This window comes from Streptacidiphilus alkalitolerans (assembly GCF_042511045.1).
GTDB lineage: Bacteria > Actinomycetota > Actinomycetes > Streptomycetales > Streptomycetaceae > Streptacidiphilus > Streptacidiphilus alkalitolerans.
This window is the reverse complement of record NZ_JBHEZX010000011.1, coordinates 13,831-26,327: the sequence shown is the minus strand read 5'-3', so window position 1 is coordinate 26,327 and position 12,497 is coordinate 13,831. Positions and strand designations below refer to the sequence as shown.

The 12,497-nt window shown below is 72.6% G+C and carries 13 protein-coding genes; 1 reads left to right on the top strand and 12 read right to left on the bottom strand.

Features of this window, described 5'->3' with window-relative positions; all coding sequences use genetic code 11:
- Positions 1–64: 64 nt before the first annotated feature.
- Positions 65–961, top strand: coding sequence for a helix-turn-helix domain-containing protein (locus ACEZDG_RS23840; RefSeq protein WP_380512897.1), 897 nt, complete (start codon positions 65–67; stop codon positions 959–961).
- A gap of 16 nt (positions 962–977) precedes the next feature.
- Here ACEZDG_RS23840 and ACEZDG_RS23835 read toward each other — a convergent pair whose 3' ends face one another.
- The 12 genes from ACEZDG_RS23835 to ACEZDG_RS23780 form a co-directional block, all read right to left on the bottom strand.
- Positions 978–1,787 carry a sirohydrochlorin chelatase gene (locus tag ACEZDG_RS23835; protein ID WP_380512895.1) on the bottom strand — a complete coding sequence of 270 codons (810 nt, stop codon included), beginning with the start codon at positions 1,785–1,787 and terminating at the stop codon, positions 978–980.
- The gene (locus ACEZDG_RS23830; RefSeq protein ID WP_380512893.1) at positions 1,784–2,692 is read right to left on the bottom strand and encodes an ABC transporter permease; all 909 of its coding nucleotides are present in this window, start codon (positions 2,690–2,692) and stop codon (positions 1,784–1,786) included. Before ACEZDG_RS23830 ends, ACEZDG_RS23835 begins: the two co-directional genes overlap by 4 nt.
- Entirely contained in the window at positions 2,679–3,476 is a 798-nt protein-coding gene (locus ACEZDG_RS23825) for an ABC transporter ATP-binding protein (protein WP_380512892.1), read from the bottom strand. Before ACEZDG_RS23825 ends, ACEZDG_RS23830 begins: the two co-directional genes overlap by 14 nt.
- A gap of 132 nt (positions 3,477–3,608) precedes the next feature.
- Entirely contained in the window at positions 3,609–4,748 is a 1,140-nt protein-coding gene (locus tag ACEZDG_RS23820) for an aliphatic sulfonate ABC transporter substrate-binding protein (protein ID WP_380512890.1), read from the bottom strand.
- Positions 4,749–5,042: 294 nt separating this feature from the next.
- Positions 5,043–6,341 carry a sulfate adenylyltransferase subunit 1 gene (locus ACEZDG_RS23815; RefSeq protein ID WP_380512888.1) on the bottom strand — a complete coding sequence of 433 codons (1,299 nt, stop codon included), beginning with the start codon at positions 6,339–6,341 and terminating at the stop codon, positions 5,043–5,045.
- Between the two features lie 2 nt (positions 6,342–6,343).
- On the bottom strand, positions 6,344–7,285 hold the full coding sequence (gene cysD, locus ACEZDG_RS23810; RefSeq protein WP_380512887.1) for a sulfate adenylyltransferase subunit CysD: 942 nt from the start codon (positions 7,283–7,285) through the stop codon (positions 6,344–6,346).
- The gene (gene cysC / locus ACEZDG_RS23805; protein ID WP_380512886.1) at positions 7,282–7,863 is read right to left on the bottom strand and encodes an adenylyl-sulfate kinase; all 582 of its coding nucleotides are present in this window, start codon (positions 7,861–7,863) and stop codon (positions 7,282–7,284) included. The genes cysD and cysC overlap by 4 nt, the downstream gene beginning before the upstream one ends.
- Positions 7,864–7,916: 53 nt before the next feature.
- Positions 7,917–8,642, bottom strand: a complete 726-nt coding sequence (locus ACEZDG_RS23800; protein WP_380512884.1) for a phosphoadenylyl-sulfate reductase — start codon at positions 8,640–8,642, stop codon at positions 7,917–7,919.
- The gene (locus ACEZDG_RS23795; protein WP_380512882.1) at positions 8,623–8,814 is read right to left on the bottom strand and encodes a hypothetical protein; all 192 of its coding nucleotides are present in this window, start codon (positions 8,812–8,814) and stop codon (positions 8,623–8,625) included. Before ACEZDG_RS23795 ends, ACEZDG_RS23800 begins: the two co-directional genes overlap by 20 nt.
- Positions 8,811–10,523 (bottom strand): nitrite/sulfite reductase, encoded by a 1,713-nt coding sequence (locus tag ACEZDG_RS23790; protein ID WP_380512881.1) that lies wholly within the window; start codon positions 10,521–10,523, stop codon positions 8,811–8,813. Before ACEZDG_RS23790 ends, ACEZDG_RS23795 begins: the two co-directional genes overlap by 4 nt.
- Positions 10,524–10,678: 155 nt before the next feature.
- Positions 10,679–10,762 carry a putative leader peptide gene (locus ACEZDG_RS23785; protein ID WP_380513258.1) on the bottom strand — a complete coding sequence of 28 codons (84 nt, stop codon included), beginning with the start codon at positions 10,760–10,762 and terminating at the stop codon, positions 10,679–10,681.
- Between the two features lie 78 nt (positions 10,763–10,840).
- A complete protein-coding gene (locus ACEZDG_RS23780; RefSeq protein ID WP_380512880.1) occupies positions 10,841–12,478 on the bottom strand; it encodes an acyl-CoA dehydrogenase family protein in 1,638 nt (545 codons plus the stop codon).
- Between the last annotated feature and the right edge of the window lie 19 nt (positions 12,479–12,497).

The window sequence follows — 12,497 nt, the reverse complement described above, 5'->3', positions numbered from 1 at the left end:
CTCCAAGGGGGTGCGAGGACGGTCACCGGTAAGCTAGGAGCTCCCCCAGAGGGAGGTTCAAGCCTTGAGCATCGGCACCCTGAGCATCGGCGAGCTCGCCGCGCAGGCCGGGACCACGGTCAAGACGGTCCGCTTCTACTCCGACCGGGGCCTGCTGCCCGAAGCCTCGCGCAGCGGTGGCGGCCACCGCCGCTACGGCCCCGAGGCGGCGGCCCGGCTGCGGACGATCCGGTCGCTGCGCTCGCTCGGCGTCCCGGTGCCGGAGATCGCCCGGGTCCTCGACTCCGGGGACACCCTGGAGGCTGTGGTGGCACGGCGGTTGGACGACCTCGGCAGCCAACTCGCGGCCCTGCGCTGGCGGGAGGCCGCGCTGCGGGCGCTCCAGGACGGCACCCCGGAGCAGGTGGCGGACCATCTGGAGCTGATCGGGGCGGTCAGCGTTCCGCCCAGTACGTCCGCGCTGGCGCACTACTGGCGCCGGCTGCTGCCGGTCCGGCTCTCCACCCGGCTGCGCGCCGCGGTCACCGAGGCGGCCGTCCCGCAGCCGCCCGCCGATCCGACCCCGGGGCAGGTGCTGGCCTTCGCCCGGCTGCATGCCCTGGTCACGGACGCCACCGACCACTGCCTGGTCTCGCACCGGCCCGCCACCACCGAGACCCACCCCGACCTGCTCTACGACGGCCTGCACGAGGCGTACCAGCTGGCGGAGGCCGCGCTGCGGGCCGACCGCGACCCCGGTCTGGCGCAGGCCCTGGACTGCTACGTCGCCGCCCATGCCCGTGCCTCCGGCAGCCGCGACAGCCCCGACTTCCGCCGGGCCCTCGGCGTCGGCCTGGCCGCGGCGGACCATCCGGTGATGGCCCGCTACTGGCAGCTGGCCGGGGAGCTGACGCCCGAACTGACCCTCGGCGCGGCGGACCTCAGGCTCCGCGAGGCGCTGACCGCGAGCACGGCCGCGTAATTGTGAACCCCTGACGTCAGCCGGTGCGGGTGAGGGCCAGGGACGGGTGCTCCGCGGCACGGAGGAGCAGGGTCTCGTCGTGGCGGCGCAGCAGCAGCCGGGCGAGTTCCGGGGAGGCGCCGAGCGGCGCCGCGACGGTGGTGACGCCGGCGGCGCGGGCCTCGGCGCCGATGCGGTCCGGGAGCAGGCCGGGGGCCAGCAGGTACGGGGCCACCGCCAGCGCGTCCAGGCCGCGGGCCCGCAGCGCGGCGACGGCGTCCGCGACCCGCGGCGGGGCGGCGGAGGCATGGGCGACCTCGACCGCGCCCCAGCCGCGGAGCCGCTGCCAGTCGGCGGCGACCTGGCGGGTCACCGCGTTGGCGGCCGGGTCGGAGGAGCCGGCCGCGGCGAGCACGATCCCGGTCCGCGGCGAGGGACGGACGCCGGCCTCGGCGAGGCGCCGGTCCAGCGTGTCCAGCAGCAGCGGGGACGGCCCCAGCACCGGACCCTGACGGACCGTCAGCGACGGGTGCGCGGCGGCGGCCTCGGCCAGCACGGCCGGGATGTCGCTGCGGGCGTGGAAGGCCCGGTTCAGCAGCAGCGGCAGCGCGACGACCGGCGCGCCCGCCCCGGCGGCGTCCAGCCGGGCCAGCACCTGGCCGATCCGGGGGGTGCAGTGGTCCAGGTAGCCGGTCTCGACCCGCAGCCCGGGCCGCAGCGCCCGCACCCGCGCCGCCAGGTCGGTGACCGTGGCGGCGTGGCGCGGGTCGCGGCTGCCGTGGGCGACCAGCAGCAGGGTCCCCGGGGGGACCCGGTGCTGCTGCCGAGCCGAGCGTTGACGCCTCACCGACGGGCGACCAGCAGGCCGCGGGAGCGCAGCACCCGTCGCTCCAGCGGGGCGAAGACCAGCAGCTCGATGCCGATGCCGACCAGCAGGATCAGCAGGATGGTGGACAGCACCCCGGGCATGTCCTGGACCTCCCGGGCGTCCTCCAGCGACTGGCCGAGGCCGAGGCCCAGCGCGGGGGAGCTGGCGATCAGCTCGGCGGCCATCAGCGAGCGCCAGGCGAAGGCCCAGCCCTGCTTGAGCCCGGCCAGGTAGCCGGGCAGCGCCGCCGGGAGCAGCACGTACCAGACGCCGCGCAGCCCGGTCGCGCCGAGCGTGCGTCCGGCCCGCAGGTAGAGCGGCTGGACCTGGTCCACGCCGGCGACCAGGCCGTTGGCGATCGAGGGCACGGCGCCGAGCAGGACCACGGCGTAGATGGTGGCGTTGCTGAGCCCGAACCAGATGACCGCGGCCGGCACCCAGGCGACCGAGGGGATCGACTGCAGCCCGGACAGGATCGGGCCGATGGCGGCCCGGACCGGCTTCACCTTGGCCACCAGCAGCCCGACCGGGGTGCCGATGACGACCGAGGCCAGGAAGCCCAGGGCGCCGCGCGACAGCGAGGTCCAGATGGTGCCGAGGATGGTGCCCTGCAGCCACTGCTCGTGCAGGCTGTCCCAGACGTCCAGCGGACTGGGCAGCAGGTCGGGGCGCTTGAGGTGGGCCATGTAGGCGCCCTGCCAGAGCAGCAGCACCAGGGCGATGGCGATCACCGGCGGCAGCACCTTGTTGAGCAGCACGCTGCGCAGCGGGGTGCGTTCGACGGTGTGCGCCTCCAGGGCGTCGAGCCCCGCGCCGAGGGTGGCGGCCTCGTCGGCGGGCGCCTGGTCGGCCGGTGCCTTGGCGGTCAGTTCAGTGCTGGACATGGCGGCGGATCTCCCCTCGGAGCTGGTCGGTGATCTCGACGGAGAGGTCGGCCACCCCGGCGGACTCGATCCGGCGCGGCTGCGGCAGGTCGATGGTCCACTCGGCGGCGATCCGGCCGGGCCGGGAGGAGAGCAGGACCACACGCTGGGCGAGGCGCACGGCCTCGCGGACGTTGTGGGTGACGAAGAGGACGGAGACGCTGGTCTCGGCCCAGATCCGGGTCAGTTCCTCGTGCAGGACGTCGCGGGTGATGGCGTCGAGCGCGGCGAAGGGCTCGTCCATCAGCAGCACCTTGGCGTCCTGGGCGAGGGCGCGGGCCAGGGCGACCCGCTGGCGCATGCCGCCGGACAGCTCGTGCACCCGCTTGCGGTGCGAGCCGCTGAGCCGGACCAGCGCGAGCAGCCGCTCGGCCTCGGCGCGGCGCTCGGCCCGCGGCAGGCCGCGCAGGCGCAGCGCGAGCTCGATGTTCTGGCCGGCCGTGAGCCAGGGGAACAGCGCGTGCTCCTGGAACATCAGCGCGGTCCGGCCGCCGGGGACCTCGATGCTGCCGCTGGTCGGCCGGTCGAGCCCGGCGACCAGGTTGAGCAGGGTGGACTTCCCGCAGCCGGAGGCTCCCAGCAGGCAGACGAACTCGCCGGGCGCGACGCTGAGGCTGATGTCGTCGAGAACGGGGTGCTCGGCGCCCGCGCGCCCGAACGACTTGCTGACGTGGTCGAGCGTCACGGCCGGGGGCTCGGTGGCGAGTTCGGGGCTGGGCAGTGGTTCGGTGACTACCGGGGCCATCCGGTCACCTCCTGGAACGGTGCGGGTGAGTGGTGCGAAGAGAGGGGCCGGGGCCCGTCCCGGTCCGTTGTGACTGGGCATCGACGCGGACGCGGGACGGGCTCCGGAGCTGTGCGGCGGGACCGGCGGGGACTACTGCGCGCCGAGGCCCGCGGCGGAGACGGCCGGCTGGCCCGCTGCGGCGAGGACCTTGTTGAGCAGGGTCAGGTCGTAGATCCCGGACAGGTCGGGCGTGGTGATGAAGCCCGCGGTGACCGAGTGGTCGGCCTCGGTCTTCAGGGTGGACGCCAGCGGGTCGTTGGTGACGCTCAGTTCGGACCAGGCGGCGTCGAGGACCTTGTCGGACAGGGCCTTCTTGGTCAGCACCGTCAGCGCGTCGTTGGCGTCCTTCTTGGCCTCGGCCGGGTTCGCCGCGATCCAGGCGTTGGTGTCCACGGACGCCTTGAGCACGGCCTCGACCACGTCCGGGTGCGCCTTGAGGAAGGTCTGCGACACGATCACGTTGGTGGAGACGAACTTGCCCTCCGGCCACAGCGTCTTCTCGTCGATCAGGATCTTCGCGCCGAGGGCGACCAGCTTGGAGGCGGTCGGCTCGGGCACCCAGGCCCCGTCGATGGAGCCGGCCGAGTACGCGGTCGGGGTGATCGAGTTGTCGGTGCGGATCACCGAGACGTCGCCCTTGCCGCTCTTCGGGTCCTCCTTGAAGCCCTTGGTGGAGAGGTAGTTCAGCAGCGCCACGTCCTGGGTGTTGCCCAGCTGCGGGGTGGCGATCTTCTTGCCCTTGAGGTCGGCCTCGGTCTTGATCTTCGCCGGGTTGACGACCAGTTCGGCGCCGCCGGAGGTGGCACCCGAGATGATCTTCAGCGCGGCGCCCTTGGACTTGACGTAGCCGTTGATCGCGGGGGAGGGGCCGATCCAGGCGATGTCGATCGCGCCGGAGTTCAGCGCCTCGATCTCGGAGGGGCCCGCGTTGAAGATCTGGGTCTTGATCTGGGTCGCGCCCAGGTCCTTCTGGAACTGGCCGTTCTGGATGCCGATCAGCGGCGTCGCGTGGGTCAGGTTGGCGAAGTAGCCGATGTGCACCGTGTCCGCGGAGAGCTTGGCGGCGGAGGAACCGGCGGCAGCAGAGGAGGAGGGGGCCGCGGCCGTGGCGGTGGACTTGGAGCCGTAGCTGCACGCGCTGAGCAGGCTGACGGCGGCAAGGCCGGCGGTGGCGACGAGGGCGGCACGTCTGGCGCGGGCGCGGGTCGGCTTCAGGGGCAGGGCAGACATGGAGGTGTCCTCACGATGGGTCGGGCGGGAAGGTGTGGCGGTGGCGCTGGGCCGTCGCGTCATCGGGACGCGGGGGCCGGGGAGACCGGGCGGGGCGGTGTGTCAGACCGCGGTGCCGACCCGGCGACCGGAATCGCTGGGATTCCGGTCAACACCCCGCGGGACGACAGCGGCCGATCCCGCCCTGGCCCGCGCCGAGCGCGCCGCTGCCGACCCGGCCGCCTTCCTTCGCCATGCGGGAGAACGCCTCGCCGCCCATCGTGAGAACCCTTCGTCGTTGCTGTCGCAGTGGTGCTAGAACGCCTCGCCGGCCATGCCGGCCGTGAGGGTGGTGCCGTCCGCCTGGTCGATCAGCAGGAACGAACCGGTGAAGCGGCTGACCGCGTACGGGTCGAGCGCCAGCGGCTCGGCGGTGCGCAGCACCACCTGGCCGATGTCGTTGACCTGCAGGCTGCCCGGCTCGGGCACCCGGTCCAGGCTGTCGATGTCGATCCGGTAGGGGATCTCCTTGACGATCGCCCGCACGGTCCTGGTGGTGTGCTTGAGCAGCACCTTGTCGCCGACCCTGAGCGGGCGCTCGTGCAGGTGCGACACCGTCGCCAGCACGTCCTTGGTCGGCTCCGGCGGGGTGCCGGAGGCGATCAGGTCGCCGCGGGAGACGTCGAGGTCGTCGGTCAGCCGGACCGTGATCGACTGGGGGGCCCAGGCGAGGTCGGTCTGCTTGCCGAGGACGTCGATCCCGGCCACGGTGGTGGTCAGCCCGGACGGCAGCACGGTGACCGCGTCGCCCTTGCGGAGCACCCCGGAGGCCAGCTGCCCGGCGTAGCCGCGGTAGTCCAGGTGCTCCCCGCTCTGCGGGCGGATCACGTACTGGACCGGGAAGCGGGCCGGCTCGGCCGAGCGGTCGGTGCCGACCGGGACCGTCTCCAGGTGCTCCAGCAGGGTCGGGCCGCCGTACCAGTCCATGTGCGCGGACGGCTCGACCACGTTGTCCCCGGCCAGCGCCGAGATCGGGATGGCGGTCACGTCCGGGATGCCGAGCGAGGCCGCGTAGCCGTTGAACTCCTCGGCGATGGCCGCGAACACCGGCTCCGCGTAGTCGACCAGGTCCATCTTGTTGACCGCCAGGACCACGTGCGGGACCCGCAGCAGCGCCGCGACGGCGGCGTGCCTGCGGGTCTGCTGGACCACGCCGTTGCGGGCGTCGACCAGGACCACGGCCAGCTCGGCGGTGGACGCCCCGGTCACCATGTTCCGGGTGTACTGCACGTGCCCCGGGGTGTCCGCCAGGATGAACCGGCGGCGGGCGGTGGCGAAGTAGCGGTAGGCCACGTCGATGGTGATGCCCTGCTCCCGCTCGGCCCGCAGGCCGTCGGTGAGCAGCGCCAGGTCGGGGGCCTCCTGGCCGCGCTTGTTGGAGGCGTCGGTGACCGCCTCCAGCTGGTCGGTCAGAATGGACTTGGAGTCATGGAGCAGCCGTCCCACCAGGGTTGACTTGCCGTCATCGACGGAGCCGGCCGTGGCGAAGCGCAGCAGGGCGGTGGCCGACCCGGTCTCCAACGGGGGAGAGGCGTGGTGCAGTTCGGTCGACATGTCTAGAAGTACCCTTCGCGCTTGCGGTCTTCCATGGCGGCTTCCGACACCTTGTCGTCGGCCCGGGTGGCCCCGCGTTCGGTCAGTCGGCTGGCGGCCACCTCGGTGACCACGTCGGCGACGGTGGCCGCGGCCGAGTCGACCGCGCCGGTGCAGGACATGTCGCCGACGGTGCGGTAGCGGACCTGGCGGAGCTCGACCGTCTCGCCCTCCTTGGGGCCGCCCCAGCCGCCGGCGGTCAGCCACATGCCGTCGCGCTTGAAGACCTCGCGCTCGTGCGCGTAGTAGATCTCCGGCAGCTCGATCTTCTCCCGCTCGATGTACTGCCAGACGTCCAGCTCGGTCCAGTTGGACAGCGGGAAGACCCGGACGTGCTCGCCGGGGGAGTGCCGGCCGTTGTAGAGCGACCACAGCTCGGGACGCTGGCGGCGCGGGTCCCAGGCGCCGAACTCGTCGCGCAGCGAGAACACCCGCTCCTTGGCGCGGGCCTTCTCCTCGTCCCTGCGGCCGCCGCCGAAGACCGCGTCGAAGCGGTTGGACTCGATGCCGTCCAGCAGCGGGACGGTCTGCAGCGGGTTGCGCAGCCCGTCCGGGCGCTCGCGCAGCCGGCCGTCGTCGATGAAGTCCTGGACCTTGGCGACATGCAGCCGCAGCCCGTGCTCGGCCACGGTGCGGTCGCGGTAGGCCAGCACCTCGGGGAAGTTGTGGCCGGTGTCGACGTGCAGCAGCGAGAACGGCACCGGGGCCGGCCAGAAGGCCTTGAGCGCCAGGTGCAGCATGACGATGGAGTCCTTGCCGCCCGAGAAGAGGATCACCGGGCGCTCGAACTCCCCGGCCACCTCGCGGAAGATGTGGACGGCCTCGGACTCCAGCGCGTCCAGGTGCGACAGCACATAAGGGTTGCCGTACTCGTGGGCGGTCAGGATGTCGGTCGCGGTGGTCACGCCAGTCCCCTCTCGGTGAGCAGTGCGTGCAGGGCGGCGGCCGAGTCGGCCACCGACTGGGTGTGCGCCTCGATGCGCAGGTCCGGGGCGGTGGGGGCCTCGTAGGGGTCGTCCACCCCGGTGAGGCCGGAGATCTCGCCGGCCGCCTGCTTGGCGTAGAGGCCCTTCACGTCCCGGTCCGAGCAGACCTCGACCGGGGTGGCGACGTGCACCTCCAGGTACGGCGTCCCCTGCGCGGCGTGGCGGGCGGCGACGGCGGCGCGGGAGGCGGCGTAGGGGGCGATCACCGGCGCGAGCACCGTGACGCCGTTGGAGGCCAGCAGCTCGGCGACGAAGCCGATCCGCTGGATGTTGGTGTCCCGGTCCTCGGGGGTGAAGCCGAGCCCGGCGGAGAGGAAGGTGCGGATCTCGTCGCCGTCCAGGATCTCCACCCGGTGGCCCTCGGCCCGCAGCCGCTCGGCCAGGGCCAGGGCGATGGTGGTCTTCCCGGCGCTGGGCAGGCCGGTCAGCCACACGGTGGCGCCGCACTCTGCCACGGCGGCCGCCGTGGCGGGCGCTGCGTCGACTGTGGTGGTCAAGGTCTGCTCCAGTGGGGTGGTTGACGGGGCGTTGGCAGGGGGCGGGGGCGGTGCTAGAGGTGGATGCCGCACTCGGTCTTGCCGGCGTTGGACCAGCGGCCCGAACGCGGGTCCTCGCCGGCCAGGATCCGCCGGGTGCAGGACTCGGGGGCGCAGCCGATGGACGCGTAGCCGTCGCTGAGCAGCAGGTTCAGCAGGATCCCGTGCTCGGCCACGTACGCGTCCACGTCCGCCTGGGTCCAGCGGGCGATCGGGGCGATCTTGACCTTCTGCCGCTTCGGGTCGTACGACACCACCGGGGTGTTCGCCCGGGTCGGCGACTCGTCCCGGCGCAGCCCGGTGGCCCAGGCGTCGTAGCCGGCCAGGCCGCGGTTCAGCGGCTCCACCTTGCGCAGCGCGCAGCAGAGGTCGGGGTCCCGATCGTGCAGCCGGGGCCCGTACTCGGCGTCCTGCTCGGCCACGGTCTGCCGCGGGGTCAGCGTGATCACGTTCACCGGGTAGACCTCGGCCACCGCGTCGCGGGTGCCGATGGTCTCCGGGAAGTGGTAGCCGGTGTCCAGGAAGATCACGTCCACGCCCGGCAGGGCGGTGGAGGCCAGGTGCGCGACCACGGCGTCCTCCATCGAGGAGGTGACGGCGAAGCGGCGGCCGAAGGTCTCGGCGGCCCAGCGCATCACCTCCTGGGCGGAGGCGTGCTCCAGCTCCTCGCCCGCCCGGACGGCGAGGGCTTCCAGCTCCTCGGGAGTACGGGTGGGTATCTCAGTCTCTGTGCTGGTCATCTGACGGTCCCCCAGAGATCGGTGTACTGGCGGAAAGCAGGCCGAGGAACTTCAGCTGGAACGCCCGGCGGCACGAGCCGCACTCCCAACTCCCGTGCCCGCCTTCGGCGCTGGGGCGCAGATCCTCGTCCCCGCAGTACGGGCAGTGGAACGGTGCGGCACGCTCGCTCACTTGAGGGCCCCCTCGTCCGCGCGCAGCGCCCACTCGGCGAAGGGCTCGTCCTCGGTGCGCTCCTGGTCGAAGCGACGCAGCACCCGCTCCACGTAGTCCGGCAGCTCGTCGGCGGTGACCTTGTGGCCGCGGATCTTGCGGCCGAAGCCGGCCTGGAAGCCCAGGGTGCCGCCCAGGTGCACCTGGAAGCCCTCCACCTGCTCGCCGTCCGCGTTCAGCACCAGCTGGCCCTTGAGGCCGATGTCGCCGGTCTGCACCCGGGCGCAGGCGTTGGGGCAGCCGTTGATGTTGATGCTGATCGGCTGGTCGAAGTCCGGCAGCCGCTTCTCCAGGTCCGCGATCAGGTCCTGGCCGCGGCCCTTGGTCTCGACGATGGCGAGCTTGCAGTACTCGATGCCGGTGCAGGCGATGGTGCCGCGCCGGAACGAGGACGGGCGGACCTGGAGGTCCAGCGCCTCCAGCGCCGCGACCAGCGAGTCGACCCGGTCGCCCTCGACGTCCAGGACGATCATCTTCTGCTCGACCGTGGTGCGCAGCCGGTCCGAGCCGTGGGCGGCGGCGGCGTCCGCGATGGCGGCCAGGGTGGTCCCGTCCACCCGGCCGACCTTGGGGGAGAAGCCGACGTAGAAGCGGCCGTCCTTCTGCGGGTGCACGCCGACGTGGTCGCGCCAGCGGGTGCTGGGCTCGGCCGGGGCCGGGCCGTCGATCAGCGGGGTCTTGAGGTAGTCGTCCTCGAGGACCTGCCGGAACTTGGCCGGTCCCCAGTCCGCCATCAGGAACTTCAGCCGGGCGCGGGTGCGCAGCCGGCGGTAGCCGTAGTCGCGGAAGATGCCGACCACCCCGGCCCACACGTCCGGGACCTGCTCCAGCGGCACCCAGGCGCCGAGCCGCTCGGCCAGCCGGGGGTTGGTGGAGAGGCCGCCGCCGACCCAGACGTCGAAGCCGGGGCCGTGCTCGGGGTGGACCACGCCGACGAAGGCGATGTCGTTGATCTCGTGCACCACGTCCTGGACCGGGGAGCCGGAGACCGCGGTCTTGAACTTGCGCGGGAGGTTGGAGAACTCCTTGTTGCCGATGTAGCGCTCGTGGATCTCGTCGACCGCCCAGCTGCCGTCGATGATCTCGTCCTCGGCGATGCCGGCGACCGGGGAGCCGATGATGACGCGCGGGCAGTCGCCGCAGGCCTCGGTGGTGGACAGGCCGACGGCCTCCAGCTTCTGCCAGATCGCCGGGACGTCCTCGATCCGGATCCAGTGCAGCTGGATGTTCTGCCGGTCGGTGATGTCGGCGCTGCCGCGGGCGTAGGTCGCGGAGACCTCGCCGATGGCGCGCAGCTGGGCGGTGGTCAGCCGGCCGCCGTCGATCCGGATCCGGAGCATGAAGTACTCGTCGTCCAGCTCGTGCGGTTCCAGGATCGCGGTCTTGCCGCCGTCGATGCCGGGCTTGCGCTGGGTGTAGAGGCCCCACCAGCGCATCCGGCCGCGGAGGTCGGCCGGGTCGATGCTGTCGAAGCCGCGGTGGGCGTAGATCGTCTCAATGCGTGTCCGCACATTGAGACCGTCGTCGTCCTTCTTGGACTGCTCATTGGCGTTCAGCGGAGTGAAGTGGCCCATGGCCCACTGGCCCTCACCGCGGTGGCGGGTCACCTTGCGGGTGACGGCCGGGCGGCGCTCGGCGGCGGCGTCGTCGGGGGTGGGGGCGGAGGCCATGGTGCAGTCCTTCGGCAGAGTGGCGGGGGCCTGTTCCCGATCTGCACAGCTACGCTGACCTGCACGAACGTGCTCGACTCGTGTGGGCGTGCGCGGCGGTGACCTGATCCGGGCCGACAAGCGGCGGGTCGTTACAGCACTACGGCAGTATGGGCTCAGGTCGCCGGACAGATGGCGCTGGACATGCGGCCGAGATCGACGTGAAGTCGACCGACCAGGGCAGTTCCAGAACCAGACATGGCAGAAGCCTCGCATGCCGAGGTTTCTGGCGTCCAGCGCCGTCCATTATCTGAACATTTCTGTCTCAGCTAATGAGATTAGCTGATCACGGGCGTGCTCCGGTCCACGATGGCACCGAGATCGAGCCGCGCAGGCAGCGTACCGAAGGTCGCCCCCCAGTCCCGGCCCAGGCGGGAGACGCAGAAGGCGTCGGCGACGGCGGCCGGGGCGTGCCGCAGCAGCAGCGAGGCCTGCAGCAGCAGCGCCAGCCGCTCGACCGTGCGGCGGGCCCTGGCTTCCAGGCCCTCCTGGTCGGCCAGCTCGGTGAGCAGCTCCTTCAGCGCGGCGTCGAAGTGCGGGTCGGCGCCCTCGGCCAGCCGCAGCTCGGCCAGGAAGGCGTCCACCACTTGCGGTTCCCGGGTCAGCACCCGCACCACGTCCAGGGCGTTGACGCTGCCCGAGCCCTCCCAGACCGAGTTCAGCGGCGACTCCCGGAACAGTCGGGGCATGCCCGACTCCTCCACATAGCCGTTGCCGCCCAGGCACTCCAGCGCCTCGGCGGCGACCGCGGGACAGCGTTTGGTAATCCAGTATTTGGACACCGCGACCGCCAGTCGGCGGAAGTCCCTCTCCTCGGGCGTGGCCGAGTCGAAGGCGGCGGCCAGCCGCAGCGCCGTCACCGTGGCCGCCTCGGACTCCAGCGACAGGTCCGCCAGCACATTGCGCATCAGCGGCTTCTCCAGCAGCGGACCGCCGAAGGCGCTGCGGTGCGCCGCGTGGTGCGAGGCCTGGGCCAGCGCCTGCCGCATCAGCGAGGTCGAGCCCAGCACGCAGTCCATCCGGGTCGCCGCCACCATCTCGATGATGGTCGGCACCCCGCGCCCCTCCGGGCCGAGCCGCTGCGCCCAGGTGGTCCCGTCGAACTCCACCTCGGAGGAGGCGTTGGAGCGGTTGCCGAGCTTGTCCTTCAGCCGCTGGATCCGGAAGGCGTTCCTGGTCCCGTCCGGCAGCACCCGGGGCAGCACGAAGCAGGTCAGCCCGCCGGGGGCCTGCGCCAGCACCAGGAAGACGTCCGACATCGGCGCGGAGCAGAACCACTTGTGCCCGGTCAGCGCGTACTCGCCGTCGGCCGCCAGCGGCACCGCCGCGGTGGTGTTCGCCCGGACGTCCGAACCGCCCTGCTTCTCGGTCATCCCCATCCCGGCCAGCGCCCCGCGCTTGTCGCCCGGCGCCCGCAGCCCCGGGTCGTAGCTTCGGGAGGTCAGCAGCGGGACCCACTGGGCGGCCAGCGCCGGGTCCGCCTGCAGCGCCGGGACGGCGGCGTGGGTCATCGACACCGGGCAGCCGTGCCCGTACTCGGCCTGCGACCAGACCATGAACCCGGCCGCCCGGCGCAGATGGCCGTTCATCCGGTTCCAGGCGTCGCCGGTCAGTCCTGCCGAGACGGCGCGGTCCAGCAGCTGGTGCCAGGCCGGGTGGAACTCGACCTCGTCGATCCGGTGGCCGTAGCGGTCGTGGGTGCGCAGCTGCGGCTCGCTGGTATTGGCCTGCTCGCCCCAGCGCTGCGCCTCGGCCGAGCCGGCCGCCCGGCCCAGCACGCTCAGCTCCGCGTCGATCTCGCCGAGCCGCTTGGGGGTGGCGTAGCGGGCCACGCCCTCGCGCAGAGCGGTGTCGGCCGCGTAGACGTCGTAGTCGACGAGCGGCGGGGGCTGGTTGGTGACGTCGTGGGTCGGCATAGCAGCCACCGTAGTTGGG

Bases quoted from the DNA above. Each gene is read 5' to 3' on its own strand.
- ACEZDG_RS23815 (WP_380512888.1), bottom strand. From the start codon at position 6,341: ATGTCGACCGAACTGCACCACGCCTCTCCCCCGTTGGAGACCGGGTCG.
- ACEZDG_RS23800 (WP_380512884.1), bottom strand. From the start codon at position 8,642: ATGACCAGCACAGAGACTGAGATACCCACCCGTACTCCCGAGGAGCTG.
- ACEZDG_RS23825 (WP_380512892.1), bottom strand. From the start codon at position 3,476: ATGGCCCCGGTAGTCACCGAACCACTGCCCAGCCCCGAACTCGCCACC.
- ACEZDG_RS23790 (WP_380512881.1), bottom strand. From the start codon at position 10,523: ATGGCCTCCGCCCCCACCCCCGACGACGCCGCCGCCGAGCGCCGCCCG.
- ACEZDG_RS23830 (WP_380512893.1), bottom strand. From the start codon at position 2,692: ATGTCCAGCACTGAACTGACCGCCAAGGCACCGGCCGACCAGGCGCCC.
- ACEZDG_RS23780 (WP_380512880.1), bottom strand. From the start codon at position 12,478: ATGCCGACCCACGACGTCACCAACCAGCCCCCGCCGCTCGTCGACTAC.
- ACEZDG_RS23785 (WP_380513258.1), bottom strand. From the start codon at position 10,762: ATGTCTGGTTCTGGAACTGCCCTGGTCGGTCGACTTCACGTCGATCTC.
- ACEZDG_RS23820 (WP_380512890.1), bottom strand. From the start codon at position 4,748: ATGTCTGCCCTGCCCCTGAAGCCGACCCGCGCCCGCGCCAGACGTGCC.